Raw genomic sequence first — 25,715 nt, 5'->3', positions numbered from 1 at the left:
TTCACGCAGTCAGTCCAGGGGGCCTTCGACCCGGTTGCGGCCATTGGCCTTGGCCCGGTACAACGCCTCGTCCGCGTCGCCCAGCAAGCGGGTCAGGTCCTGTTGGGCGCCGGGTGCGTGCAGGCCGATACCGATACTCACCGTCACCGCACGCTCATCGTCGGCAAACGGTGGCATCGCCTCGACGCTGGCGCGAATACGCTCGGCCAACAGCAGGGCACCGGCCCGTTCGGTCTCCGGCAGTACCACCTGGAACTCTTCGCCGCCATAGCGCGCCGCCAGGTCTGCAGGGCGGCGGATGCACCGTTCGATGGTGGTGGCGACCTCGCGCAGCACATGGTCGCCTCCGGCGTGCCCATGACGCTGGTTGAACACCTTGAAGTGATCCACATCGATCATCAGTACCGCCAGCGGCTTGCGGTTGCGCTGCGCGCGCGCCCATTCCTGGCGCAGCACCTGGTCCAGGCGACGGCGGTTGGCCAGGCCGGTGAGGCTGTCGGTGGCGGCCAGGGTCGCCAGGCCCTGTTCGGCGTCATGCCGGCGGCGCAGCTCGCGGCCCAGCAGCAGGGTCAGCCAGAGGATGCCAATGCACAGCACGCCGGTGGCGCCGCTGACCAGGATCGCCGTACGACGCCAGGACTGGAACACTTCGTCGGACGAGTGCACCACCAGCACGATCAACGGCAGGTCGGCGACCCGGGCGAAGGTGTACATGCGCTGGCCGGCGTGTGCGCTGGACTGGGCGGTGAAGCTGCCGTTGCGCTCGCGGAGGATGCGCTGGAAGTTGGGGCGTTCGCTGTAGCGGGTACCGATCGGCGGATCCTGCGCACGGGCAGGCTGACGGGCCAGCAGTTGGCCGTCGGTGTTGAGCAGGTTGACGCTGCTGTCCTGGCCGATGTCCAGGCGCTCGAACAGTTGCTTGAAGTAGGACAGGCGCAGGGCGCCGGCGGCCAGGCCCTGGAACTCGCCTTCATGGCCCGTGATGCGCCGGCTGAAGCTGATGCACCAGTCGAGGCTGCCCAGCCGAGCCTTGAACGGTGGGCTGATCAGCAGACCCAGGCCGGGCTCGTCGCGATGGCGCTGGAAGGGCACGGTGTCGGCGAAATTGGCCTGGCGTGGCACCACGCTGGTGGAGTCGCCACGCACATCGCCGTTGGCATCGAGCCAGAGAATGTCGCCGCGCACCGGGGCGGAGAAGGCCTGGTTGAACAGGATCTGCTGGCGCAGCTTGGCCGGCACGTTGAGCAGTTCAGGGTGCTGCACGGCCCAGATCAGGCCCTTGAGCGACTGGTCGTAGAGCTCGACGTTGCGCAGGATGTCGCTTTCGATCAATTGCACGATGTTGCTGGATGAGCGCATGGCCGACTGTTCGACGCTGTCGCGCTCACGGCCGAGCAGGTAGCTGACGATGGCCACTATCGCGAGCACGGCGAGGCAGCTGCCCAGGTTGAGGATCAGCTCGGGGTGCGTCTTGTGGAAGGTGGATCGCGAAGATCGTGTGGGTAACGTCATGCTCGCTACTGCATAAGCCCCTCTGTCCGTGAAGGTATGGCTGTTACGCGGCGGCGATATTCTAGGGAAGCGGTGATTGTCGGACAAGATTTAAGGTGTTCGATCCGACGGAAATGATTCAGTTGGCGATCGTGGGGAGGGCGTTTCGTTTCAGCAGCGGGGAGCGCTGCGCGCGCCATTGCAGGCTTGGTCAGCTCCCACGTATTTCGCAGATCGTGGCAATACCGTACGACATTTCCGAATTTGCAACTGCGTCCTTCAGTCAGGTGGTGTCTGGGACCTATCCTACGCGCCTGCCGGAAGGCTCCGGATAGGCCGGGAATCACATCAGGGATAACGTCGCTGGGTCGCCATTGGGGTGATCGGGTGTGAGAAACCTGAACGATGTTGGTACCGCCTCCTGTTACGGCAGCCGTGCATGGGCAGACTTCGGTCTGGCCGGGTTCCAGTGTCCTCGGTTTTCTCACCCTGTGTACGGCTGCCACCCTTGTCTCGTGAGAAAGGATGAGCTGGCAGTTTCCATTCATGCCTATGACAGTGGAAATTGCAGATGAACAAGCGTGTACCTGATTCACCCATCCCCTACCTCTCGATGATCGAGCACCTGACCCTCACGCAAGTCCGCGAGCATGCGCTGCCATTGATGAACGCCTTCACCGGAACCGCCGAGGTCTACCTGTCGTTCGACGACGACGTCCGCCCAGCTGTCCTGCTCGACGATCTCGCGATACTCGCCCAACTGCTCCACTGCCTGTTCGACCATGCTCGGTCGCTGGAGGTGAGGCCATGAGCGAAAGCCCTGAAAGGGGCGTGACCGAGGGCGTGGAGACTTTTCTCGAATGCTTCCGGGTGCTGCGGGCGTACCGTTCGACCGGGCGTTCGATGAGTTGTCGATGCTGCAGGGCTGCATCCTGCACCTGACCACCGAAGCGGAAATGGAAGGAGACCTGTTGGCGGGGAGTGCGGCGCGGATTCTCAGCGCCATGGCCAAGGCACTGATCAATGACCTCGGGAACGGCCTGGGCAGGCGTCAGTGAAAAGGGCCGCGTTGCGGCCCTTCGCCGGCAAGGCTGGCGGGATCAGAACACGTTGATCGGGTAGTCCACGATCACGCGGAACTCGTCGTTGTCCTGGTTGCTGGCATAGGCAGCATTGGCGCGGTGGGTGGAGTAGCGCAGCAGGACCGACAGGTCCTTGAGCTGGCCTTCCTGGAACACGTACTTCAGGTCGAAGTCACGTTCCCAGTGGCGCGCGTTCTTGCCGTCCGGGTTGTAGAAATCATAGAACTGGGTGTCCTGGCTGGCCTTGGTCAGGTCGGCCTTGCCGCGCGAGTACGACAGCGACGAGGTCAGGCCAGGTACGCCGAGGCCGGCGAAGTCGTAGTCGTACTGCAGCTTCCACGAGCGCTCGTTCGGCGCGTTGAAGTCCGAGTACATGCGCGAGTTGTCCAGGTAGATGCTGTCACCGAGGTTGATGTAGTCGAACGGCGTGTTGCCGTTGACCCGCTGGTAGGCGGCGGTGACGCTGTGGTACCCGGCGGCCACGGTGAAGTGCACGCTCCAGGTGTTGTTGTCGATGCTGCCCAGCTTCGACTGGCCGGTGTCCTGGGTGTGGTAGAAGTGCACGCCCGGGTTCAGGCTGACCAGGTCGTTGACTTCGTAGGTGTAGTCGAAGTCGGCGTAGTACTGGTTCCAGATGTCCTTGAGCTCGGCGGCGTAGACATTGGCGGTGACGTGCTCGGTGCCGCTCCACGAGGCGCCGGCCCAGCTCAGGTTCTGGCTGTTCTGCTCCGGAGTCTGGTTGCTGTAGTAGGTGTTGATGCGGCGGTGGCCGCTCTGGTTGTACGGCTTGGTGAAGCTGACCTTGCCGCCTTCGAGCATCAGCCCGTCGACGCTGCGGTTGGTCACCGCGACGCCGCGGAAGGTCTGCGGCAGCATGCGGCTCTCGCCGCCGGCGATCACCGGGTTGGTGAGGAACAGGTCACCGGCCTTGAGTTCGGTGTCGAAGCCCTTGAGCTTGATCGCGCCACCGGCGGTGGAGAACTCATGGCGGGACTTGTCGCCCGGTTCGCTCGGCAGGATCGAGGTGCCGGCATGGCCGGAACCGCCGTCCAGTTTCAGGCCGACCATGGCGTGGGCATCGAGACCGAAGCCGATGGTGCCCTGGGTGTAGCCAGACTCGAAGCGCGCCACGGCGCCTTGGCCCCACTCGCGCTTGTCCTCGATCTTGTGGTTCTTCTCGTTGCGGTTGAAGTACGCATTGCGCAGGTGCAGGTTCAGCGTGGAACCTTCGATGAAGCCATCAGCCTTGTCTTCATCGGCCTGGGCAGCGAACGGCATCGTTGCGGCCAATGCAACGAACAGCGGGGTAAAACGATACACGGAGGACACCGGTACGAGCTCCTTTGGTCTGACAGTGGGGCAGTTTTTATTGTCGGGATTGCTGCTTTCTTAGAATGAACGTAACAACCTGGCTGATATTTTCTGCACATAAAAAAAGCCGCTGATTGGCAGCGGCTTTGAAAGGCTAACATATCGTCACAGGCGGTGCCCATGGTGTAGCCAAGGGAAAACTAGAAACTGCAAGGCAAGCGATCAACTATCGGAGTTGGTCTCTGCGGAAACTTTCGAGGCAGTCTGCTGTGCGTCTTTCACTGCATCGGCAGGTTGCGTGGCGTAGGCCTCGCGGGCCTCTTGATGAACGCTGGCAAGTGCCGCGTTGCGGGCAACGAAGGCCGGTGATTCTTCAGCCATGGCCAGGGGCGACAACAACAGGGAAGACAGGACGAAGACGCTGGCAACACCCATACTGTTGGACATTTCGATGCAACCTTCTTGCGGGGCAAGTGCTAATGGAGACAGGGCTAAAGTTAGTCCTGGAAAGACCCTGGAAACAGAGGGTGTTCAGATAAGCACTCTTGCAAAAAAAGTAACGATCGTTCGGAAGTACTTCAGATACTTACCGCAAACCCGCGTCGTTGAGCATTTGGCAGGTTGATGCCAAAGGTATTGGTGCCGCCTTCGCTGCTGACGAACACCGTGCCGCCATGCATCACGGCGATGGCCTTGACGATCGCCAGCCCCAGGCCATGGTTGCCACCCCCGCTGTTGCTGCGCGCGGCATCGACCCGGTAGAAGCGTTCGAACAGCATTGCCAGGTGCTCGTCGGCGATCGCCGGGCCAGGGTTGCTCACGGCGATGCTCACCTGTTCCGCCTGTGTCTCGATGCGCACCTGGATCACCTGCCGCGGCGCGGTGTGTTGCACGGCGTTGTTCAGCAGGTTGATCAGCGCCCGGCGCAGTTGGGCCTTTTCGATGCGCGCCTGGGCGTCGCCGCTGACCGTGACGCTGACCTGGGCGTCCTCGAGAATGTAGTCGAGGTAGTCCAGGGTGGTGGCCACTTCCTCGGCCAGCGACGCCTGGGCCAGTGCGGTGGCCTTGCTGCCCTGGTCGGCGCTGGCGAGGAACAGCATGTCGTTGATGATGCTGCGCAGGCGCTCCAGCTCCTCGAGGTTCGATTGCAGCACCTCGAAGTAGTGCTCGGCGCTGCGACCGCGGGTGAGGGCGACCTGGGTCTGGCCGATCAGGTTGGTCAGCGGCGAGCGCAGTTCGTGGGCGACGTCGGCGTTGAAGGCTTCGAGCTGGGAATAGGCTTGGCTGACCCGGTCGAGGGCGGCGTTGAAGGCACTGGCGAACTGCGCCAGTTCCGGAGGCAGGTCCTGGGTCTGCAGGCGTCCGTCGAGGCGCGGCGGGGCGAGGGTCTGGGCTTCGTCCGAGAGGGCTCGCAAGGGCTTGAGGCCGATGCGCGCGACCCAGTAGCTGAGCAGCGAGGCCAGCAGCACGCCCAGCGCCGCCAGGCCGACGATGGCCACCAGCAGGCTGTGCTGGGCTTGCCAGAACGTCTCGGTGTCGATGCCGATCAGAAATCGCAGCGGCGGGCGCTCGCCCAGGGCCGGCAAGGCACTGACCAGCACCTTGTACGGGTAGGGACTGTCGTCCAGGCGCAGGTCACGCATACCCTGCGGGCCTTCGGCAAGGGCGCGGACCTGCTCGCTGGGGTGGCCGTACTCGTAGGCCGGATCGCTGCTCACCACCCAGAAGCGGATGCGCCGGTCCTCTTCGCCGAGCAGGTTGAGCTTGTTGTTGATCTTGGCCCAGTGCTCGGGGGTGCCATAGCGGTTGAGGGTGGACTCGAGCACGCTGAAGCGTGCGTCCAGCTCGGCCTGGGGGAGCAGGTCGAGGCTGCGGTCGACCTGGCGGTACAGAGCGCTGCCGATCAGCACGAACACGCCCAGCGCCACCAGGGTGAACAGGGCTGACAGGCGCAGGGCGATGGAGTTGCCGGCTTTCGCAGGCGCAGCGCTGGAGGGGTGGTTGGCTGGCTGGTTCATCGGGCAATTACCTTGGCTGGGCCATCGCTGGCTTCGCCAGCTCCCACAGTGTTCACTGCTCCCACTGCTCCCACTGCTCCCACTGCTCCCACTGCTCCCACTGCTCCCACTGCTCCCACTGCTCCCACTGCTCCCACTGCTCCCACAGCCCCCACAGTTCTCACAGCCCCCACAGCTCTAACAGGGCTTATGTTGTGGGAGCTGGCGCAGCCAGCGATGGGGCGCAAAGCGGCCCCAGCCGCGTCAGCCACGGTTTTCCAGGACATAGCCCATCCCCCGGATGGTGTGCAGCAGCTTGTTGTCGAACGGCCCGTCGAGCTTGGCACGCAAGCGCTTGATGGCCACCTCGACGACATTGGCATCGCTGTCGAAATTGATGTCCCAGACCAGCTCGGCAATGGCGGTCTTGGACAGGATCTCGCCTTGCCGGCGAGCCAGCACGCTGAGCAGCGAGAACTCCTTGGCGGTCAGCTCCAGGCGAGCACCGGCGCGGGTCGCCTTGCGTGCCATCAGGTCGATCCACAGGTCGCCGACCTGGATCTGCAGCGGCTCGTGGCTGGCGCTGCGCCGGGTCAGGGCCTGCAGCCGGGCGACCAGCTCGAGGAACGAGAAGGGCTTGCCCAGGTAGTCGTCGGCGCCTTCGCGCAGGCCGTGGATGCGGTCCTCGACCCGCTCGCGTGCGGTGAGCATGATCACCGGCGTCTGCTTGCGCGCCCGCAGCGCGCGCAGCACACCGTAGCCGTCCAGGCCGGGGAGCATGACGTCGAGCACGATCACCGCGTAGTCCCCCTCCAGCGCCAGGTGCAGGCCGTCGATGCCGTCCCGTGCCAGGTCGACGGTGAAGCCCTGCTCGGTCAGGCCGCGATGCAGGTAGTCGGCGGTTTTCTCTTCGTCTTCGATGATCAGCACACGCATGGTCTTGTCTCAACTGGCGGTCGGCGCGGGCGCCGCAGTGGCTCGGCGGCGGTGGAACAGGCGCTCCAGGGCCAAGTATATGACCGGGGTGGTGAACAGCGTCAGGGCCTGGCTCACCAGCAGGCCACCGACCACCGCGATGCCCAGCGGCTGGCGCAGTTCGGCGCCGGTGCCGAAGCCGAACATCAGTGGCACGGCACCGAGCAGCGCAGCCAGGGTGGTCATGATGATCGGGCGGAAACGCACCAGGCACGCCTGGTGGATCGCCTGTTCCGGGGTCATGCCCTGGTGGCGCTGGGCTTCGAGGGCGAAATCGATCAGCAGGATGCCGTTCTTCTTGACGATGCCGATCAGCAGCACCACGCCGATCAACCCCATGATGGTGAAGTCCTGGCCCATGGCCCACAGCAGTATCAGCGCGCCGAGGCCTGCCGAAGGCAGGGTCGAGATGATGGTCAGCGGGTGCACGAAACTCTCGTAGAGCACGCCGAGGATGATGTACACCGCCACCAGCGCGGCGAGGATCAGGTACGGCTGGCTCGACAGCGAGCTCTGGAACGCCTGGGCCGCGCCCTGGAAGTTGCCGGCGATGGAATCGGGCATGCCCAGTTCGCGCTGCGTGCGTTCGAGGATCTGCACCGCCTCGCCCAGGGCCACGCCCGGCGCCAGGTTGAACGACAGGTTGGCGGCCGGGAACAGGCCGTCGTGGCTGATCGACAATGGCCCGGTGCTGGGCGGCGCGACATGGGCCAGGGCCGACAGCGGCACCATTTCGCCGGACAACGGCGAGCGCAGGTAGAAGTAGTTGAGGCTTTCGGCCTTGCCACGCTGGCGGGCGTCCAGTTCGAGGATCACCTTGTACTGGTTGGTCTCGGTCTGGAACTCGCTGATCTGCCGCTGGCCGAAGGCATCGTACAGCGCCTGGTCGACGTCGGTGGTGGTCAGGCCGAAGCGCGCGGCGGCCTGGCGGTCGATATCGATGCGGGTGACGCTGGCGCCCAGCTGCAGGTCGTTGGAGAGGTCGCGAAACGCCGGGTTTTCCCGCAGGCGTTCGGTCAGGCGCTGGGTCCACAGGTTCAGCGCGACGCCGTCGTTGCTCTTGAGCACGTACTGGTACTGGGTGCGCGACGGGCCGGAGCTGAGGTTGATGTCCTGTCCGGCACGCAAGTACAGGACGATGCCAGGCACCTGCGCGAGCTTGGCGCGCATGCGGTCGATCCACTCGCTGGCCGACACGTCGCGCTCGCCACGGGGCTTGAGGGCGATCCAGAAGCGGCCGTTGGCGATGGTCTGGTTGCTGCCGGTGACCCCCACCGAGTGGGAGAAGGCGCGCACGGCCGGGTCTGCCTCGATGATCTTCGCCAGCGCCTGGTGCTTCTCGATCATCGCGCCATACGAGATGTCCGACGCAGCCTCGCTGGTGCCGAGGATGAAGCCGGTGTCCTGCAAGGGGAAGAAACCCTTGGGGATGGCCACGTAGCCGGCCACGGCCAGGGCCAGGGTGATGCCGAACACGCCGAGGGTGATGCGCTGGTGCGCCAGGGCGCGGTCCAGGCCTTTTTCGTACCAGCGCACCAGGCGCTGGCCGAGCCCGCCGTGCTGCTCTTCGGGCGGACGGCGCATGAACAGCGCGGCCAGGGTCGGCGCCAGGGTCAGCGACACCACCACCGAAATCAGGATGGTCGCCGTGGCGGTCAGGGCGAACTCCTTGAACAGCCGGCCGACCACGCCGCCCATGAACAGCAGCGGGATGAACGCGGCGATCAGCGAGAAGCTGATCGAGACCACGGTGAAGCCGATCTCGCCGGCGCCCTTGAGCGCGGCGGTGCGGCTGTCGTCGCCGGCTTCCAGGTGGCGGTGGATGTTCTCCACCACGACGATGGCATCGTCGACCACGAAGCCCACGGCGATGACGATGGCCACCAGGGTGAGGTTGTTGAGGCTGAAGCCGAACACGTACATCAGTGCGCAACTGGCGATCAGCGACACGCCGAGCACGCTGGAGACGATGAAGGTCGCCGACCACTGGCGCAGGAACAGCGCCATCACCCCGATCACCAGGGCCACGGCGATCATCAGGGTCAGTTCCACCTCGTGCAGCGAGGCGCGAATGGTCTGGGTGCGGTCCTGCAGCACCGACACTTCGACCGCGGCCGGGAGCATGCCTTGCAGGCGGGGCAGGGCGTCCAGCACCCGGTCCACGGTATCGACGATGTTCGCCCCGGGCTGGCGGAAGATGACCAGGTTCAGGCCCGGCTGGTCACCGGACCAGGCCTTGACGTAGGCGTTCTCGGCGCCATTGATGACCTTGGCGACATCGGCCAGGTGCACTGGCGCGCCATTGCGGTAGCTGACGATCAGCCGGGCATAGTCCTCGGGGTGGAACAGCTGGTCGTTGGCGGCAAGGGTCGAGACACTGTGTTCGCCGTACAGCGCGCCCTTGGCCAGGTTGAGGCTGGTCTGCTGGATGGCCTGGCGGATGTCGGCCAGGGTCAGGCCGATGGCGGCGAGTTTCTCGGGCTGGGCCTGCACGCGGATCGCCGGGCGCAGTTGGCCGGTGATGTTGATCAGGCCGACCCCGTCGATCTGGCTGAGCTGGCGTGCCAGCAGGGTCTCGGCATAGTCGCTGAGCTCGTTGCCGGGCATCTGCGCGGAGCTGACGGTGAGAATCAGTACCGGGCTGTCGGCCGGGTTGACCTTGCGCCAGGTCGGTGGACTGGGCAGGTCCTGGGGCAGGCGCGCGGTGGCGGTGTTGATCGCCGCCTGGACTTCCTGGGCGGCGGTGTCGATGTTCTTGTCGAGGGTGAACTGCAGGATCAGGGTGGTCGAGCCCAGGGCGCTGCTGCTGGTCATCTGGGTCATGCCGGGAATGGCGCTGAACTGTACCTCCAGCGGCGTCGCCACCGAGGACGCCATGGTTTCGGGGCTGGCGCCGGGCAACTGGGCGGTGACCTGGATGGTCGGGAAGTCCGCCTCGGGCAGCGGCGCCACCGGCAGGCGCGGGAAGGCGATGGCGCCCAGCAGGACCAGGGCGAAGGTCAGCAGCAGGGTGGCGATGGGATGGTCGATGCACCAGGCCGAGACGCCGTTGCGGGTGTTCATGGCTGGCTCGCCTCGGCGTTGGCGTTGTCGATAAGGGCCTCATCGCGGGGCTCGCCTGCTCCCACGTCTTGAAGCTGTTTGCGTGGGCGCGGGCTTGCCCCGCGATTGCCTTCTGCCAGGCACTGCGACTCGCCACTGAGTTCCACCCGGCTGCCGGGCTTGAGCCGCGACTGGCCGTCGAGCACCAGGCAGTCCCCAGCCTCGACCCCGGCCACGATGTTCAGCGTGCTGTCCTGGTACAGCACCTTGACCGGCACGGCGCTGACCGTGTCGCCGTCCAGGCGATAGACGAAGTGGCCGTCGAGGCTGCGCTGCACCACCGGCGGCGGAACCACCAGGGCGTTCTCCTCCAGCGTCGTGCGCAGGCGCACGGTGACCAGCTGGCCTGGCCACAGGCGACCGTCCTGGTTGTCGAACTCGGCCTTGACCCGCACCGTGCCGGTGTTGGCCGAGACCTGGTTGTCGATCAGCATCAGGTGGCCTTTGTCGAGCAGGCTGCGCTCGCCGTCGGCGTCCATGTAGGCCTCGACTTCGGCGGGTTTCGCCGCCTTGAGCAGCGCTTGCAGGGTCGGTAGCTGCTGCTGGGGCAGGGCGAACTCGACGGCGATCGGGTCGATCTGGGTCACGCTGAACAGACCCTGGGCGTCGCTGCTGCGCACCAGGTTGCCGGGATCGACGTTGCGGATACCGACACGGCCGGTCACCGGCGAGCGGATCTGCGTGTAGCTGAGCTGCACCGTGGCATTGTCGATGGCCGCCTGGTTGCCCTTGATCGTCGCCTGCAACTGGTTGACCAGCGCCTGTTGCTGGTCGAGGGTCTGCTTGGAGACGCCATCGTCGGTGCTCAGCAACTGGTAGCGCCGCAGATTGACGTTGGCCACCTGCAACTGCGCCTGGGTCTGGCCGAGCTCGGCGCGGGCCTGGTCGAGGCTGGCGCGGATCGCGCGGTCGTCGAGGGTGGCCAGCAGGTCGCCCTCCTTCACCTCTTGTCCCTCCTTGACCAGCACCTGAGTCAGCACGCCCTCGACCTGCGGGCGGACCTCGACATTGTGCAGCGACAGCACCGAGCCGATGGCGCTGAGGTAGCGCGGTACATCCTGACGGGCCACGCTCACCACCCGTACCGGGATGGCATTGGCGCCGGCGCGGCTGGGAGGGGCTTGGCGCAGCCCCAGCCAGGCGGCGCTGCCCGCCAGGAGGACCAGGGCCAGGGCGGCGAGAACGAGAGGACGGGAGGGGCGTCGCATCAGGGCGGGTACCTTGGCCGGAGGGCTGGAAACGGACTATGGATCATCTGGGTTATAGCGTGTCGATCGGGTCGGCAAGGTGACGCCTGGCTGACATGGCTGTCAGTTTCGGGTCGTTGATGGCCATTTGCCAATAGCCTGCCGTGGATCAATGTTTCGCCGGCGTTTGCCCCTAGAGTCGTACGCCCTGCCGATTTTCCCGTACAACAACGAGAGCCTCCGATGAAGTGCAATTTGCCCGTTACCGGTCGCGAAGTGGATTACCCCGGCGACGCCAACATCCTGTCCACTACCGACCTGGACAGCCGTATCACCTATGCCAACGACGATTTCGAGCGGGTCAGTGGCTTCACCCGTGATGAGTTGATCGGCCAGGCCCACCATGTGGTGCGCCACCCGGACATGCCGCCGCAGGCGTTTGCCCAGATGTGGCAGACGCTCAAGGCCGGGCGCTCGTGGATGGGCCTGGTGAAGAACCGCTGCAAGAACGGCGACCACTACTGGGTGAGCGCGTTCGTCTCGCCGATCAGCAGTGGCGGAAAGACCCTGGAATACCAGTCGGTTCGCACCCGCCCCGACGCTGCGCAGGTGGAAGCCGCCGAGCGCTGCTATGCGCGCCTGCGCGAGGGGCGTCGCAGCTGGCGTGAGCGCTTGCCGGTGCTGGGGCTGGTCACGCAACTGTCGCTGGGTGTGGCACTGCTGCTGGCGCTGGTGATGGGCGTCGGCCACTGGTGGCTGGAGCGCCCCTTGCTCGTCACGCTGGTGGAAATCGCCGCGGCTGCGGGCTTGAGCAGCGTGGCGATAGTGCTGTTGCTGCGGCCTTTCGAGCGCCTGCGTCGCCAGGCCCTGGCCATTGCCGACAACCCGTTGAGCCAGCAGTTGTATACCGGGCGGCGCGATGGCTTGGGGCAGATCGAATTCGCCATGCGCATGCTCAAGGCCCAGCTCGGCGCGGTGGTCGGGCGCATCGGCGACACCTCTTCGCGGCTGGCCGGGCATTCCGGCTCGCTGGTCGATGCCCTGCACAGCAGCCATGCCAACAGCCTGGAGCAGCAGAGCGAGGCCGACCAGGTGGCCACGGCGATCCACCAGATGAGTGCCAGCGTCGCCCAGGTGGCCAGCAGCGCGCAGATGGCGGCGATGGCCGCCGACCAGGCCGAGGGCGAGACCCAGGCCGGGCACCGCATGGTCGACCGCAACCGCTGCGCGATCCAGGACCTGGCCGGGTCGCTGGTCGAGGCCAGCGAGGTGATCCGCCAGCTGGAGAACCACAGCAGCGAGATCTCCGGGGTGTTGGATATGATCCGCGGCATTGCCGAGCAGACCAACCTGCTGGCGCTCAACGCCGCCATCGAGGCGGCGCGGGCTGGCGACCAGGGGCGCGGTTTCGCGGTGGTCGCCGACGAGGTGCGCGGCCTGGCCCAGCGCACGGCACAGTCGACCCACGATATCCAGCGCATGATCGGTGCCTTGCAGGAGGGCGCCCGCGCGGCGGTGCAGGTGATGCAGCAGAGCAGCGCCCATGCCGGGCATAGCGTGGAGCAGGCGCAACTGGCCAGCGATGCGCTGGACAGCATCAGCGTGCGGGTCAACCAGATCAACGAGATGAGCCTGCAGATCGCCGCGGCAGTGGAGCAGCAGAGCCAGGTCAGCGAGAACATCAACCGCAATATCGCCAGCATCCGCCAGGCCAGCGAGGCGACGGTCAATGTCGGCCAGCGCAGTCACAGCAGTGCCAGCGACGTGGCGGACCTGGCCAAGGATCTGCGGCGTTTGGCGGATGAGTTCTGGCGGCGCTGTCAGTGAACCGCTGAGCGCCATTATCGCGGGGCAAGCCCGCTCCCACGCCATGCCCCGGATGCTGATGCGGGAACGGTGGGAGCGGGCTTGCCCCGCGATGGAGTCTGCCTAGAAGCCGATGAAGGCGTAGTAGAGCGGTGCTTCGCCGGTCACCTGCAAGCCATGGCGCTGTAGTTCGGCCGCGAGCGCCTCGTCCTGCACATGCACCGCCCAGGGTGCCTCGATGGCTTGTGGCGCCTGCTCCAGCACCGCCGCGAACGCCGCCATGTCCGGCAGCCACGCCGTGAAGCCGTTGCCCTTCAACGCAGTGGTGGTGATCCCCAGCGCTTCGCAGATCGCCACCTTGGCCGCGATGTCGTCACGGTCGGCCTGGCGCGCGGCTTCGATCAGTGCTTGCAGCTCGGTGTCCACCGGCAGGCTGCCATGAATCAGCAGCGGTCCCTGTGCCCAGGCTTCGGGCGGACAGTCCTTGTTCTCCGGGCGCAGCGGCAGGTGCGGGTTGATTTCCGCCGGGTAGATGCGGCACACCAGCGGGCGGCTTTCATAGATGCTGCACAGGTCGTTGGCGTCGAGGTTGCGGCAGCGGCCGGGGTTGAATGCGGCGAAGGTCACCGAGACATGCAGCTCGCTGTCGCCGCAGCGCACCGGGTGCGAACGGCGCAGCACATGCTCGCGCTGTTGCGCCGGCATGCCCGGGCCGTCGCGGACGCAACCTTCGATCAGCACCACCACCTGGCCACCGGCCAGCGCCCACTGCAGGGCTTCGGCCAGGGTCAGCGGCACATGGTGACCGCTGCAGCACTTGCCGCAACCGGTACAGGCGAAACGAATGCTGTCGCTCACCGCTTGATGCCCGCGTCCCATTCGGTGACGAATGCTTGTTGCTGCTGGCGGTTGTACAGGCACAGCACGGTGCCGGTGCGGTTCTGCATGTGTTTCTGCGGATAGACGCCTTCGACCAGCAGCGCGCTGAAGCCGACCTGGTCGTCGAACTCGGCGGGCTTGCCCAGGGCGTGGGCGTCCTTGAACTGGCTGGCCGCGAGGCAGGCCTTGAGCATCTGTTGGCGCTGGTCGTTCCAGGCCTGGCTGCTGGAGGCGTGGGCTGCGCCGCTGGCGAGCAGGGCGCAGGTGATCAGGAGCGAGCTGAAATATTTCATACGCGATACCGGCAATGAACACCCGAAGGGCGCGAATTATGCCCGAACATTCTCCTGCATCAAGTCAGGAAAATCCTCACTTGATATGTCAGCGCTCCTCGAATACCACCGTGCGTGCCGCCGTCACCAGGCAGTGGGTCAGCTCCGGCGACGAGAACTTGGTGAGGATCGCGTTGGCCCCGGCGGTCTTGGCCTTCTCACCGCTCATGGTGCTGTCCAGCGAGGTGTGCAGGAGGATGTACAGGTGCTGGAAGTCCGGCGTTTCACGCAGGGTGCGGGTGAAGGCGTAGCCGTCCATCTCGGACATCTCGATGTCCGAGACGATGATGTTGATCTCCTTGTCGGTGCCCTGCAGCTCGAGCAGCACGTTCATCGCGTCCTTGGCGCTGCGCGCGGTGTGGCACTCGATGCCGAGGTTGCGCAGGGTGTGCACCGACTGTTGCAGCGCCACCTGGCTGTCGTCGACCACCAGGATGTTGGCGGCGGCCAGCAGGCTGGCGTCTTCCTCGCTGACCTCGCCCGGATGCGGCTCGTGCTGGGGCGGGGCGATGCCGTGGATGACTTTCTCGATGTCCAGCACCTGCACCAGGGTGTTGTCGACCCGGGTCACGCCGGTGATGAACGAGCGGTTGCCCGAGCCGAACGGTGGCGGCTTGATGTCGGTGCTCAGGCAATGAATGATGCGGCTCACCGCCTGCACGTGCAGGCCCTGGCGCGAGCGGCTGATCTCGGTGACGATCAGGCAGCCGCCGTCTGGGTCGGCCAGGGGCATTTCGCCGATGGCGCGGGACAGGTCGATCACCGACAGCGAGTTGCCGCGCAGGGTGGCCACGCCTTTGACGTGGGGATGGGCTTCCGGCAGCTTGGTCAGCGGCGGGCAGGGAATGATCTCGCTGACCTTGAGCAGGTTGATTGCCATCAGCTTGCCGCTGCGCAGGGTGAACAGCAGCAGGGACAACGAGTCCGCGCGGGCTTTTTGCGTGGCCATGGACAACCTTCGGTATGAATAAGGGAGAGGATGCCGGGTTATCGGCTTTCTGGCGCCGGGCTTTAGTCTAGTTTGCCATTTGCGATCCATCGCGGGGCCCGCCCGCTCCCATGCAGTCAGCGGGCATCTTGTAGGCGCTGGCTCAGCGCAGGCCTAGCCGCTTGGCCAGACGGCTCAGGTTGGCCCGGTCCAGCCCCAGCTCCCGCGCAGCCGCTGCCCAGTTGTCCTGGTGACGTTTCAGGCATTCATCGATGACCTGGCGCTGGTAGTCATCCACCGCCTCGCGCAACCCGCCCTCGGGCAGCGCTGCGCCGACCGGCGGCAGGGCGGTAGCGAGTTGCACCGCCGGGACCACGGCGCGCAGGTCCAGGTCCGCGGCCTCCAGCGTGAGGATCTTCGGCCGCAGGCCATGCTGCCCCAGCGCCTTGAGCGCCGAGCGGCCTATCAGGTGCTCCAGTTCGCGCACATTGCCTGGCCAGTCGTAGGCCAGCAGCGCAGCCTGGGCCTCGGCAGACAGGCGCAGGCTACCCAACCCCAGTCGCGAGCGGTTCTGCTCGAGGAAGTAACCAGCCAGCAGCAGCACGTCGCGGCCACGCTCGCGCAGCGGTGGTACCTGCAACGGGTACACGCTCAGGCGGTGGTAGAAGTCGGCGCGGTAGTTGCCGTTGCGCACCTCCTCGGCCAGGTCGCGATTGGTCGCGGCGATCAGGCGCACATCCACCTGGTGCTCGCGGTCCGAGCCCAGGCGCTGCAACTGTCCGCTCTGCAGCACCCGCAGCAGCTTGGCCTGCACGGTCAGCGGCAGCTCGCCGACTTCGTCGAGGAACAGCGTGCCGCCATTGGCCAGCTCGAACTTGCCACGGCGTTCGCCATGGGCGCCGGTGAAGGCGCCGCGGACATGGCCGAACAGTTCGCTTTCCACCAGGGTGTCGGGCAGGGCGGCGCAGTTGAGGCTGATCAGCGGTTTGTCGGCACGGTTGCTGGCGCGGTGCAGGGCCTGGGCCACCAGTTCCTTGCCGACGCCGGTCTCGCCAGTGATCAGTACGGTCAGGTCGCTGCCGCCGACCAGGCGGATCTCCTCGACCAGGCGCTTGTGCGTCTTGCTCTGGCCAATCAGTTCCTTGTCCTGGCCGCTGGCCTGGCGGTACACCTCGGCGCGCTGGTGTTCGTCCTCGGCGCGCAGGGCCAGGTGCTCGATGCGCTCGGCGACGGTGACGGTGGCCGCCGCCAGGCTGGCGAAGGCCTGCAGGGCGTCGAGCTCGAGGCTCTGGAACTGGCCGGGGGTGAGGGCGTCGAGGGTCAGCAGGCCCCAAGGGTGTTCGTCGACCATCAGCGGGCAACCCATGCAGTCGTGCACTTCGAGGTCGACATGGGCGGCGTCGACCAGTCCGTCGTAGGGGTCGGGCAGCGGGCTGTCGCTGGGGAAGCGGGTCGGCTCGGGGCGACTGAGCAGGGCCTGGAAGCGGGGGTGTTCGCTGACCCGGAAGCGCCGGCCGAGGGTGTCTGCCGACAGGCCATCGACCGCCAGCGGCACCAGCCATTCGCCGTCCAGGCGCAGCAGCGCCGCGGCATCGCACGGCAGCAGGCCGCGCATGGCCTGTAGCAGGCGACGATAGCGCTCCTGGTCGGGCAGGTCGCGGGACAGGTCGCTCACCAGCGGGAGGAGGGCGGTAAGCAGGGGTTTTGCAGTCATATGGACTCCTGTTGGTCGGAATGACTATACGCCCGAGTGTGTCGTTTTGACACCGATCAAGGAAAACCCCCGGTTTTATTGACGATCAAAGTTGGCACGATTGCTGAAATGGTCTACCCAACCATTCGAAGCCACAGGCTCAGGAGTTGTCGTAATGCTCAATGCCGAACAACGTGCAATCATCAAAGCCACTGTCCCGCTGCTGGAAAGCGGTGGCGAGGCCCTGACCACCCACTTCTACAAGATGATGCTCAGCGAGTACCCCGAGGTGCGTCCGCTGTTCAACCAGGCCCACCAGGCCAGCGGCGACCAGCCGCGCGCCCTGGCCAACGGCGTGCTGATGTATGCCCGCCACATCGACCAGCTCGAGCAGCTCGGCGGTCTGGTCGGCCAGATCATCAACAAGCATGTGGCCTTGCAGATCCTCCCCGAGCACTACCCGATCGTCGGCAGTTGCCTGCTGCGCGCCATCGAGGAAGTGCTGGGCAAGGACATCGCCACCCCCGAGGTGATCGCGGCCTGGGGCGCCGCCTACGGCCAGCTGGCCGACATCCTCATCGGTGCCGAGGAGAACCTGTACAAGCAGAAGGAAGAAGCCGCCGGCGGCTGGCGCGGTACCCGCGAATTCCGCCTGGTGCGCCGCGAGCAGGAAAGCCGCGAGATCGTCTCGTTCTACTTCGCCCCGGTCGATGGCAAGGCGGTGCTCAAGGCCGAGCCTGGCCAGTACATTGGCGTGAAACTGGACATCGATGGCCAGGAGCAGCGTCGCAACTACTCGCTGTCGGCCCTGTGCGACGGCGAGCAGTACCGCATCAGCGTCAAGCGCGAGGATGGGGGCAAGGTCTCCAGCTACCTGCATGAGCAGTTGCACGTCGGCGATACCCTGCAATTGTTCCCGCCGGCCGGTGATTTCACCCTGGCCGCCAGCGACAAGCCTCTGGTGCTGATCAGCGGCGGCGTGGGCATCACGCCGACCCTGGCCATGCTCGAGGCGGCGCTGCAGACCGAGCGTCCGGTGCACTTCATCCACTGCGCGCGCAATGGCGCGGTACATGCCTTCGCTGACTGGATCGATGGCCTGGCCGCGCGCCACCCGCAGCTCAAGCGCTTCTATTGCTACGCCGAGGATGACGGCAGCCGCAAGGCCGACGCCGTGGGCCTGCTGAACCAGGAACTGCTGGGCGAGTGGCTGCCGCGCGAGCGTGACGTCGATGCCTACTTCCTGGGGCCGAAGGGCTTCATGGCGGCGATCAAGCGTCAGCTCAAGGGGCTGGGCGTGCCGGAAGGGCAGAGCCGTTACGAGTTCTTCGGGCCGGCAGCGGCGTTGGAGTAACAGGCACGGCTGGGAACTGCCGGGGCTGTTGCGCAGCCCTTTCGCGATACAAGGCCGCTCCTGCAGGAGCGGCCTTGCGCCTGGTCATCCCAATCGCTGGCAAGCCAGCTCTGGTACGTGATGCGCCAGACCGTGGGTAGTCGAGAACCAGACGGACGACAGCATTCTTCGTGCCGGGGCTGGCTTGCCAGCGATTGGGCCAACAATCCCTTCTCTATATAAGGAGAGATGAAAGCGGTTATACCCGCCTTCATCTTTAATCCTCCTTTAATCACTGTATCCTTCACTCCCGAGTGTCGAGGGGACTGCCCCTGTCCGGCGCTCGGGCTGGCGCATTTTTCATGCGTGCCAGTGAACCGAAACCGCCCCGTCCGGTCCTAGGTCATCAGTGGATAGCCGCGCACGTCCTTCCTCGATGCATTCAAAGGTCATCTCCAGCGTGTAGACTTGGCGCCCCCGGGCAGCCCGCGCTGCCACTCTCCATCGAAGGAATCGGCAATGAACGAACTGACATCGCGCCTGAATCGGGAACGGCGCTTTCTGGTGCTCCTCGGCGTGATCTGCCTGGCACTGATCGGCGGCGCGCTGTACATGCAGGTGGTGCTGGGCGAGGCGCCTTGCCCGCTGTGCATCCTGCAACGCTACGCCCTGTTGTTCATTGCCCTGTTCGCCTTCATCGGCGCGGCCATGCCCGGCCGCCGGAGCCTGACAGTGTTCGAGGGGCTGGTGGTGCTCAGTGCCATCGGTGGCATCGTTGCAGCCGGCAACCATGTGTATATACTCGCCAACCCGATGGTCAGCTGCGGCATAGATACCTTGCAGCCGATCGTCGATGACCTGCCGCTGGCCAAGCTCTGGCCGCTGGCGTTCCAGGTGGACGGTTTCTGCTCGACGCCGTACCCGCCGATCCTGGGGCTGTCCCTCGCCCAGTGGGCCTTGGTGGCGTTCGTGCTGACCACCCTCCTGGTGCCGCTGGGTATCTACCGCAACCGGCGTCGCGGTTAGACCAAAGTCCCGAATTGACCTGGGTCTATTGCAGCGGCGGATAAGCCCCGCGACACCGCAAACGGTTGATCCAGGTCAGGCTCCAGCCCTTGCGTGGCAAGGGTTTCAGGTCTACTGCGCGGGGTGCGACAAACTGTCGCGAAGTTGATTTTTTGACCAGTATTGTTACGCATTCTGTAAAAGACTGTTGCTCAATAAGTCATAGTCATCGCCGGACGACCTATCTACAATCGCCCCCAATTTCCGTTCGGCACTGCTTGCGAGTCGCAGGATTGATGGGAGCCGCAGCGCTTTCCATTTGCTGACTTCGACAAGTTTCGCCCAACGGCGATACCGGGCGGACCCCCCTCCGCGTTTTCCCGCACCAAATGGACTTGGTCTGAAGTACAGGCCTGTTGCCTACGAAACCATAAGCACCGCTAACCCGCTTGACGCCAAGATCCTGCAGTCGGATCCCTGGCAGGGGCGAGTACGGGCGCCAATTGCCGCACTTGGCAGGACGAAGTGTTGGCTACCAAAACACAAATTGCATTGAAGCAAGCTGATCTAGAGGTCGTGAGATGAGTAAAAAGCGTTACCCCAGACTGTTTGGCATATTGCCCTTTTTAGGCATGCTTTTACTCAGTGGGTGCAACTGGACCCTGCTCGATCCGAAGGGCCAGGTGGGCATTGAGCAGAAGAACCTGATCCTGATCGCCACCGGCCTGATGCTGCTGGTGGTTGTGCCCGTGATCATCATGACCCTGGCCTTCGCCTGGAAGTATCGCGCTTCCAACAAGGCTGCCACCTACACCCCTGACTGGTCGCACTCGACCAAGATCGAGGCTGCGGTGTGGATCATCCCGGTTCTGATCATCATCGCCCTGGGCTACTTCACCTACCACTCCACCCACAAGCTGGACCCGTACCGTCCACTGGATTCCGACGTGAAGCCGGTGCAGATCGACGTGGTCGCGCTGGACTGGAAGTGGCTGTTCATCTACCCGGAACAGGGCATCGCCACGGTCAACAAGATCGTCTTCCCGGCCAACACCCCGGTCAACTTCCGTGTCACCTCCGACGCCGTGATGAACTCCTTCTTCATCCCGGGCCTGGGTGGCCAGATCTACGCAATGGCTGGCATGACCACCAAACTGCACCTGATCGCCAACGAGAACGGTGAGTTCGACGGTATCTCCGCCAACTACAGCGGTGCCGGCTTCACCGGTATGAAATTCAAGGCAACCGCCACTTCGCAAGCCGACTTCGATGCATGGGTCGCGCAAGTGAAGGCCTCGCCGAAGAAGCTGGACAAGGCCGAATACGACGCCTTGGCCAAACCAAGCGAAAACAACCCAGTCGAGCTGTATAGCGAGGCTTCGCCTGACCAGTTCCAGCTGATCGTCGACAAGTACGAAGGCATGAACCGCGGTCGTCCGAGCCACGAAGAAGCAGGCAGCAAAGACCTGGCCACTACCAAGGGTGTGGAATCGAGTATGCAACCAGCTGCCGGTGCAGAGGAGTAAGAGATGTTCGGTAAATTAAGCCTGGAGGCGATACCCTATCACGAGCCGATAGTCATGGTGACGCTTGCCATGATCGCGCTCGGTGGTATCGCCGTCGTTGGTGCCATCACCTATTTCCGCAAGTGGTCGTACTTGTGGACCGAGTGGTTGACCACTGTCGACCACAAGAAAATCGGCGTGATGTACATCATCGTCGCTATGGTCATGCTGCTGCGCGGCTTCGCCGACGCCATCATGATGCGTACCCAGCTGGCCGCCGCCACCGGTGGCTCCGAAGGCTACCTGCCGCCTGAACACTATGACCAGATCTTCACCGCCCACGGTGTGATCATGATCATCTTCATGGCGATGCCGTTCTTCACCGGCCTGATGAACCTGGCGGTTCCCCTGCAGATCGGTGCACGTGACGTTGCCTTCCCGTTCCTGAACTCCCTGAGCTTCTACCTGCTGCTGGCAGGCGTGCTGCTGGTCAACATCTCGCTGGGCGTTGGTGAATTCGCCAAGACCGGCTGGGTTGCCTATCCGCCGCTCGCGGGCATCCAGTACAGCCCTGGGGTAGGTGTCGACTACTACATCTGGGCGCTACAGCTCTCAGGCCTGGGTACGACGCTTACCGGCGTGAACTTCCTCGTCACCGTGATGAAGATGCGCGCACCTGGCATGAAGCTGATGGACATGCCGATCTTCACCTGGACCTGCACCTGGGCCAACGTGCTGATCGTCGCTTCGTTCCCGATCCTGACCGCCGCACTCGCACTGCTGACTGTTGACCGTTATCTGGACTTCCACATCTTCACCAACGAGCTTGGTGGGAACCCGATGATGTACGTCAACCTGTTCTGGGCGTGGGGTCACCCTGAGGTCTACATCCTGATCCTGCCGGCCTTCGGCGTGTTCTCGGAAGTCACCTCGACCTTCGCAGGCAAGCGCCTGTTCGGTCACCACTCGATGATCTACGCCTCGGGCGCGATCGCCATCCTCGGCTTCGCGGTCTGGCTGCACCACTTCTTCACCATGGGTGCCGGCGCCAGCGTCAACACCTTCTTCGGCCTGGCGACGATGCTGATCTCCATTCCGACCGGTGTGAAGCTGTTCAACTGGCTGTTCACCATCTACCAGGGCCGTCTGCGCTTCACCGCGCCGATCATGTGGACCCTGGGCTTCATGGTTACCTTCTCGATCGGTGGCATGACCGGCGTCCTGCTGGCTGTTCCAGGTGCTGACTTCGTCCTGCACAACAGCCTGTTCGTGATCGCCCACTTCCACAACGTGATCATCGGTGGTGCAGTCTTCGGCTACATCGCTGGCTTCTCCTTCTGGTTCCCGAAAGCCTTCGGCTTCACCCTGAACGAGAAGTGGGGCAAGGCTGCCTTCTGGTTCTGGATCTCCGGTTTCTACGTAGCGTTCATGCCGCTGTACGCCCTGGGCTTCATGGGCATGACCCGTCGTCTGAACCACTCCGACAACCCGCTGTGGGAACCCTACCTGTACGTTGCCGTGGTCGGCGCCGTGCTGATCCTGTTCGGTATCGCCTGCCAGCTGATCCAGATCTACGTGTCGGTCCGCGACCGCAAGCAGAACATGGACGTGACCGGCGACCCATGGGGCGGCCGTACCCTGGAATGGTCGACTTCGTCGCCACCTCCGTTCTACAACTTCGCGCACATGCCTGAGCATGTTGGCCTGGACGCCTGGCACGAAGCCAAGCAAGCCGGTGCTGCCTACAAGCCTGCGGCCAAGTACGAAGCGATCCACATGCCGAGCAATACCTCCACCGGTCTGTTCATGGGTCTGCTCCTGACCGTGTTCGGTTTCGCCTTCATCTGGCACATCTGGTGGCTGGTGGGCGCGAGCCTGTTGGCAACCATCGCTGTCTTCGTTCGCCACGCCGCGCGTGACGACCAGGGCTACATGGTTCCGGCCGAAGAAGTGGCGCGCATCGAAGGCGAGCGCATGAAAGCGCTGGCCCAAGCAGGTGCTCTGCCTGCCGGCGCACGTGTCGAATCGTTTGAACGGGTGTAATCAATGTCCAGTCAAGTAATCCACGGTGGCGCGCATGGTCATGACCATGCTCACGATGACCACCACCACGACTCGGGCCAGATGACCGTCCTCGGTTTCTGGCTGTACCTGATGACCGACTGCATCCTGTTTGCGTCGCTCTTCGCCACCTACGCGGTGCTGTCCGGCAGTTTTGCCGGCGGCCCGTCGGGTCACGACATCTTCCAGCTCGACTTCGTAGCGGTCGAGACGCTGTTCCTGCTGCTGTCCTCGATCACCTTCGGCTTCGCCATGCTGCAGATGTTCAAGGGCAACAAGGGTGGCGTGCTGGGCTGGCTGGCCGTGACCTTCCTGTTCGGTGCCGGCTTCATCGCGATGGAAATCTATGAATTCCATCACCTGATCAGCGAGGGCTTCGGCCCGCAGCGCAGTGGCTTCCTGTCGGGCTTCTTCGCCCTGGTAGGTACCCACGGTCTGCACGTGACTGCCGGCCTGATCTGGATGGCAATCATGATGTACCAGATCAACAAGCACGGCATCACGCCGACCGCCAAGACCCGCATGAGCTGCCTGAGCCTGTTCTGGCACTTCCTGGACGTGGTCTGGATCTGCGTCTTCACCGTCGTCTACCTGCTGGGAGTTCTGTAATGGCTAGCGCACACGACACTCATCACGAAGGCAACCACGGCAGCGTCAAGTCGTACATGATCGGCTTCATCCTGTCGATCATCCTGACCGCGATCCCGTTCGGCCTGGTGATGTACCCGAGCCTGCCGAAGAACCTGACCGTTCTGATCGTGGTGGCCATGGCCGTCATCCAGGTGGTTGTACACCTCGTGTACTTCCTGCACATGGACCGCTCGAAAGAGCAGCGTTCCAACGTGTCGACGTTCCTGTTCACCACCCTGGTGATCGCTCTGCTGGTCGGCCTGTCGCTGTGGATCATGTTCAGCATCCACTTCGAAATGCTGGCCAAGTGAGGTAAGACTGCATGTCCGTGAAGCACTTTATCCAAATCACCAAACCGGGGATCATTTTCGGTAACGTGCTTTCCGTGGCAGGCGGTTTCTTCCTTGCCGCGAAGGGCCATGTGGACTTCGCCCTGTTCCTGGCGGTGGTGGTAGGTACTTCCCTGGTGGTGGCGTCCGGTTGCGTGTTCAACAACTGCATCGACCGTGACATCGACCACAAGATGGAGCGCACCAAGAACCGCGTCATGGTGCAGGGCGGCATGTCGCTGACCCTCGCGCTGATCTACGCCACCCTGCTCGGGGTGGCGGGTTTCAGTCTGCTGTATGTCCAGGCCAATCCGCTGTCGGCGTTCTGCGCCCTGGTTGGCTTCGTGGTCTACGTCGGGTTCTACAGCCTCTGGCTGAAGCGTAAATCGGTGCACGGCACCCTGGTCGGCAGCCTGTCCGGTGCCATGCCTCCGGTGATCGGCTACTGCGCCGTGAGCAACAGCTTCGACCTGGCGGCAGTGACCCTGCTGGTGATGTTCAGCCTGTGGCAGATGCCGCACAGCTTCGCCATCGCCATCTTCCGCTTCAAGGACTACAGCGCTGCCAACATTCCGGTCCTGCCGGTGGCGCGCGGTATCCTCGCGGCGAAGAAGCAGATCGTGCTGTACGTGCTGGCCTTCGTGCTGGCGACCCTGATGCTGACCCTGGGCGGCTACGCCGGCCTGGGCTACCTCGCCGTGGCGGCAGCCATGGGCCTGTACTGGCTGTACATGGCCTGGGGCGGCTACAAGGCCGAGGACGACAGCAAATGGGCGCGCAAGGTATTCGGCTTCTCCATCCTCACCGTCACCGCCCTGAGCGTGATGATGGGCGTGGACAGCCAGACTGCAGCCGATGTGCTGATGACCTACGCACGCTGAAACGTTCATGCTTCAACAAGACGCCCCGGCTTGCCGGGGCGTTTTTTTTCGCCTCTGAAAAATACCTTGCAAGGCCAGTTGACAGCGCAAGGCCTTTGCCCGATTTTATGCGCCGCAGGTCAGGACGACCTGGCAGTCAGCATTGACTGAGATCCATCCGGATCCATCCACATGACAAAGGACTGTTTCATGCCCGATACGAGCATCGCTCTGTCGGCGGGCGGCGTTTTGCCCCGCCAACACCAATCCGCTTCGCACACCGACACCGCACTGGCCATTCTCGAATGCCTGTTCCGTCGCCGCTGCCTCGCTCCAGGGCAGGACGCCGTGCTGGACGAGGCCGTGCTCGCGCCGCACCTGCCCAAGGTATTGCGGGCGCTGGAGCAAGGCCTGCCGGTGGAAATGGTCCTGCCGGCCTTCCCGGGCAAGTCGCCCAACCGTCAGAAGACCCTCGGCCCGCTCCCCGACCTGGCGGAACACCACGCCATCGACGAACTGAGCCGGCTGTGCGACGACATTCGTGCGCTGCATGCACCGGGTGCAATCATTCGCATCTGTTCGGACGGGTATGTTTTTTCCGACCTGGTGCGGGTGCCCGATGCCCATGTCCAGGCCTATACCGACGATATCCAGCACTACGCCGAGCAACACTATCCCGGGCACTTCGCCCTCTTCGACCTCAAGGATGCCTACCCGCAGCTGGGCTGCCTGGACTCCATGCGCGAGGAACTGATGATCGAGCATGGCCAGCCGTTGCGAGTCCTGCAGCAGCGCTTCGAGGACGAGGAGCACATGAAGCTGATGTACTGCGGCATCCATCGCTTCCTCGCGGAGGACTACTCGGGCCTGGCCGAGTTCGACGGCATGAGCATGAACGCGGTGAAGAAGGTGGCCAAGCCGGCCTCGCAGCGGGTCATCCAGCGCAGCGAAGCGTGGAGCGCGTTGTTGCAGGCGCGCTATCCACATTGCCTGCGCCTGTCGATCCACCCGCAACTGGCGGTATCGAGCAAGATCGGCATCCGCCTGGTACCCACCAGCGACCTGTGGCGCACTCCCTGGCACTCGGTGGCGGTCAAGCGACGTGGCGTCGTTACCCTCGACCGGCGCAGCAACGTCGATGAGCGCTACAGCCGCCTGGTATTCCGCCGTGGTCGCCCTTGCCATTACGCCAGTGCCCACTGATGACGA

22 protein-coding genes are annotated in these 25,715 nt (G+C 64.3%); 11 read left to right on the top strand and 11 right to left on the bottom strand.

All coding sequences use genetic code 11. From position 1 onward, the window contains the following. Positions 1–9: 9 nt before the first annotated feature. A complete protein-coding gene (locus F3J43_RS05540; protein WP_166883806.1) occupies positions 10–1,512 on the bottom strand; it encodes a GGDEF domain-containing protein in 1,503 nt (500 codons plus the stop codon). 550 nt (positions 1,513–2,062) lie between these two features. Here F3J43_RS05540 and F3J43_RS05535 point away from each other — a divergent pair. Further along, positions 2,063–2,302, top strand: coding sequence for a hypothetical protein (locus F3J43_RS05535; protein ID WP_166883805.1), 240 nt, complete (start codon positions 2,063–2,065; stop codon positions 2,300–2,302). A 49-nt stretch (positions 2,303–2,351) separates the two neighbouring features. Beyond that, the gene (locus tag F3J43_RS05530; protein WP_286184345.1) at positions 2,352–2,549 is read left to right on the top strand and encodes a DUF3077 domain-containing protein; all 198 of its coding nucleotides are present in this window, start codon (positions 2,352–2,354) and stop codon (positions 2,547–2,549) included. A 42-nt stretch (positions 2,550–2,591) separates the two neighbouring features. Here F3J43_RS05530 and F3J43_RS05525 read toward each other — a convergent pair whose 3' ends face one another. From F3J43_RS05525 to F3J43_RS05500, 6 genes are all read right to left on the bottom strand, one after another. Beyond that, positions 2,592–3,902 (bottom strand): OprD family porin, encoded by a 1,311-nt coding sequence (locus tag F3J43_RS05525; protein WP_166883804.1) that lies wholly within the window; start codon positions 3,900–3,902, stop codon positions 2,592–2,594. A 204-nt stretch (positions 3,903–4,106) separates the two neighbouring features. Continuing rightward, complete coding sequence (locus F3J43_RS05520) at positions 4,107–4,331, bottom strand: hypothetical protein (protein WP_166883803.1); 225 nt, start codon at positions 4,329–4,331, stop codon at positions 4,107–4,109. A gap of 131 nt (positions 4,332–4,462) precedes the next feature. After that, positions 4,463–5,902: a heavy metal sensor histidine kinase gene (locus F3J43_RS05515; RefSeq protein WP_166883802.1), complete on the bottom strand. Its 1,440-nt coding sequence runs from the start codon at positions 5,900–5,902 to the stop codon at positions 4,463–4,465. Positions 5,903–6,145: 243 nt separating this feature from the next. Further along, entirely contained in the window at positions 6,146–6,817 is a 672-nt protein-coding gene (locus F3J43_RS05510; RefSeq protein WP_166883801.1) for a heavy metal response regulator transcription factor, read from the bottom strand. Positions 6,818–6,826: 9 nt separating this feature from the next. Further along, a complete protein-coding gene (locus F3J43_RS05505; protein WP_166883800.1) occupies positions 6,827–9,919 on the bottom strand; it encodes a multidrug efflux RND transporter permease subunit in 3,093 nt (1,030 codons plus the stop codon). Then, positions 9,916–11,166, bottom strand: coding sequence for an efflux RND transporter periplasmic adaptor subunit (locus F3J43_RS05500; RefSeq protein ID WP_166883799.1), 1,251 nt, complete (start codon positions 11,164–11,166; stop codon positions 9,916–9,918). Before F3J43_RS05500 ends, F3J43_RS05505 begins: the two co-directional genes overlap by 4 nt. A gap of 222 nt (positions 11,167–11,388) precedes the next feature. Here F3J43_RS05500 and F3J43_RS05495 point away from each other — a divergent pair, with 222 nt between their 5' ends. After that, a complete protein-coding gene (locus tag F3J43_RS05495; protein WP_166883798.1) occupies positions 11,389–12,972 on the top strand; it encodes a methyl-accepting chemotaxis protein in 1,584 nt (527 codons plus the stop codon). A gap of 102 nt (positions 12,973–13,074) precedes the next feature. Here F3J43_RS05495 and F3J43_RS05490 read toward each other — a convergent pair whose 3' ends face one another. From F3J43_RS05490 to norR, 4 genes are all read right to left on the bottom strand, one after another. Next, positions 13,075–13,809, bottom strand: a complete 735-nt coding sequence (locus tag F3J43_RS05490; RefSeq protein WP_353618201.1) for a YkgJ family cysteine cluster protein — start codon at positions 13,807–13,809, stop codon at positions 13,075–13,077. Continuing rightward, positions 13,806–14,123, bottom strand: coding sequence for a hypothetical protein (locus tag F3J43_RS05485; protein ID WP_166883796.1), 318 nt, complete (start codon positions 14,121–14,123; stop codon positions 13,806–13,808). Before F3J43_RS05485 ends, F3J43_RS05490 begins: the two co-directional genes overlap by 4 nt. 88 nt (positions 14,124–14,211) lie before the next feature. Then, the gene (locus F3J43_RS05480) at positions 14,212–15,111 is read right to left on the bottom strand and encodes a chemotaxis protein (RefSeq protein ID WP_166883795.1); all 900 of its coding nucleotides are present in this window, start codon (positions 15,109–15,111) and stop codon (positions 14,212–14,214) included. 142 nt (positions 15,112–15,253) lie between these two features. After that, positions 15,254–16,804 (bottom strand): nitric oxide reductase transcriptional regulator NorR, encoded by a 1,551-nt coding sequence (gene norR / locus F3J43_RS05475; RefSeq protein WP_166883794.1) that lies wholly within the window; start codon positions 16,802–16,804, stop codon positions 15,254–15,256. A 154-nt stretch (positions 16,805–16,958) separates the two neighbouring features. Here norR and hmpA point away from each other — a divergent pair, with 154 nt between their 5' ends. The 8 genes from hmpA (at position 16,959) to F3J43_RS05435 (ending at position 25,709) form a co-directional block, all read left to right on the top strand. Next, positions 16,959–18,137: an NO-inducible flavohemoprotein gene (gene hmpA / locus F3J43_RS05470; protein ID WP_166883793.1), complete on the top strand. Its 1,179-nt coding sequence runs from the start codon at positions 16,959–16,961 to the stop codon at positions 18,135–18,137. A gap of 498 nt (positions 18,138–18,635) precedes the next feature. Then, the gene (locus F3J43_RS05465) at positions 18,636–19,142 is read left to right on the top strand and encodes a disulfide bond formation protein B (protein ID WP_166883792.1); all 507 of its coding nucleotides are present in this window, start codon (positions 18,636–18,638) and stop codon (positions 19,140–19,142) included. Positions 19,143–19,702: 560 nt separating this feature from the next. Beyond that, positions 19,703–20,647 (top strand): ubiquinol oxidase subunit II, encoded by a 945-nt coding sequence (gene cyoA / locus F3J43_RS05460; protein WP_166883791.1) that lies wholly within the window; start codon positions 19,703–19,705, stop codon positions 20,645–20,647. 3 nt (positions 20,648–20,650) lie between these two features. Continuing rightward, on the top strand, positions 20,651–22,669 hold the full coding sequence (gene cyoB, locus F3J43_RS05455; RefSeq protein WP_166883790.1) for a cytochrome o ubiquinol oxidase subunit I: 2,019 nt from the start codon (positions 20,651–20,653) through the stop codon (positions 22,667–22,669). A 3-nt stretch (positions 22,670–22,672) separates the two neighbouring features. Further along, on the top strand, positions 22,673–23,296 hold the full coding sequence (gene cyoC, locus F3J43_RS05450; protein ID WP_134690014.1) for a cytochrome o ubiquinol oxidase subunit III: 624 nt from the start codon (positions 22,673–22,675) through the stop codon (positions 23,294–23,296). Next, a complete protein-coding gene (gene cyoD / locus F3J43_RS05445; RefSeq protein WP_134690013.1) occupies positions 23,296–23,628 on the top strand; it encodes a cytochrome o ubiquinol oxidase subunit IV in 333 nt (110 codons plus the stop codon). The genes cyoC and cyoD overlap by 1 nt, the downstream gene beginning before the upstream one ends. An 11-nt stretch (positions 23,629–23,639) precedes the next feature. Continuing rightward, positions 23,640–24,527 (top strand): heme o synthase, encoded by an 888-nt coding sequence (gene cyoE, locus F3J43_RS05440; protein WP_166883789.1) that lies wholly within the window; start codon positions 23,640–23,642, stop codon positions 24,525–24,527. A 189-nt stretch (positions 24,528–24,716) separates the two neighbouring features. Then, the gene (locus F3J43_RS05435; protein WP_166883788.1) at positions 24,717–25,709 is read left to right on the top strand and encodes an isocyanide synthase family protein; all 993 of its coding nucleotides are present in this window, start codon (positions 24,717–24,719) and stop codon (positions 25,707–25,709) included. Positions 25,710–25,715: the final 6 nt, after the last annotated feature.

Origin of the sequence: Pantoea sp. Cy-639, assembly GCF_011752525.1 — a bacterium.
Lineage (GTDB): Bacteria > Pseudomonadota > Gammaproteobacteria > Pseudomonadales > Pseudomonadaceae > Aquipseudomonas.
This window is presented reverse-complemented; position numbering and strand designations above follow the sequence as displayed.

Excerpts from the sequence above, each read along its gene's own strand:
- F3J43_RS05540 (WP_166883806.1), bottom strand. The coding sequence starts at position 1,512 with ATGACGTTACCCACACGATCTTCGCGATCCACCTTCCACAAGACGCAC.
- F3J43_RS05535 (WP_166883805.1), top strand. The coding sequence starts at position 2,063 with ATGAACAAGCGTGTACCTGATTCACCCATCCCCTACCTCTCGATGATC.
- F3J43_RS05530 (WP_286184345.1), top strand. The coding sequence starts at position 2,352 with ATGCTTCCGGGTGCTGCGGGCGTACCGTTCGACCGGGCGTTCGATGAG.
- F3J43_RS05520 (WP_166883803.1), bottom strand. The coding sequence starts at position 4,331 with ATGTCCAACAGTATGGGTGTTGCCAGCGTCTTCGTCCTGTCTTCCCTG.
- F3J43_RS05515 (WP_166883802.1), bottom strand. The coding sequence starts at position 5,902 with ATGAACCAGCCAGCCAACCACCCCTCCAGCGCTGCGCCTGCGAAAGCC.
- F3J43_RS05510 (WP_166883801.1), bottom strand. The coding sequence starts at position 6,817 with ATGCGTGTGCTGATCATCGAAGACGAAGAGAAAACCGCCGACTACCTG.
- F3J43_RS05505 (WP_166883800.1), bottom strand. The coding sequence starts at position 9,919 with ATGAACACCCGCAACGGCGTCTCGGCCTGGTGCATCGACCATCCCATC.
- F3J43_RS05500 (WP_166883799.1), bottom strand. The coding sequence starts at position 11,166 with ATGCGACGCCCCTCCCGTCCTCTCGTTCTCGCCGCCCTGGCCCTGGTC.
- F3J43_RS05495 (WP_166883798.1), top strand. The coding sequence starts at position 11,389 with ATGAAGTGCAATTTGCCCGTTACCGGTCGCGAAGTGGATTACCCCGGC.
- F3J43_RS05485 (WP_166883796.1), bottom strand. The coding sequence starts at position 14,123 with ATGAAATATTTCAGCTCGCTCCTGATCACCTGCGCCCTGCTCGCCAGC.
- F3J43_RS05480 (WP_166883795.1), bottom strand. The coding sequence starts at position 15,111 with ATGGCCACGCAAAAAGCCCGCGCGGACTCGTTGTCCCTGCTGCTGTTC.
- norR (WP_166883794.1), bottom strand. The coding sequence starts at position 16,804 with ATGACTGCAAAACCCCTGCTTACCGCCCTCCTCCCGCTGGTGAGCGAC.
- hmpA (WP_166883793.1), top strand. The coding sequence starts at position 16,959 with ATGCTCAATGCCGAACAACGTGCAATCATCAAAGCCACTGTCCCGCTG.
- F3J43_RS05465 (WP_166883792.1), top strand. The coding sequence starts at position 18,636 with ATGAACGAACTGACATCGCGCCTGAATCGGGAACGGCGCTTTCTGGTG.
- cyoA (WP_166883791.1), top strand. The coding sequence starts at position 19,703 with ATGAGTAAAAAGCGTTACCCCAGACTGTTTGGCATATTGCCCTTTTTA.
- cyoB (WP_166883790.1), top strand. The coding sequence starts at position 20,651 with ATGTTCGGTAAATTAAGCCTGGAGGCGATACCCTATCACGAGCCGATA.
- cyoC (WP_134690014.1), top strand. The coding sequence starts at position 22,673 with ATGTCCAGTCAAGTAATCCACGGTGGCGCGCATGGTCATGACCATGCT.
- cyoD (WP_134690013.1), top strand. The coding sequence starts at position 23,296 with ATGGCTAGCGCACACGACACTCATCACGAAGGCAACCACGGCAGCGTC.
- cyoE (WP_166883789.1), top strand. The coding sequence starts at position 23,640 with ATGTCCGTGAAGCACTTTATCCAAATCACCAAACCGGGGATCATTTTC.
- F3J43_RS05435 (WP_166883788.1), top strand. The coding sequence starts at position 24,717 with ATGCCCGATACGAGCATCGCTCTGTCGGCGGGCGGCGTTTTGCCCCGC.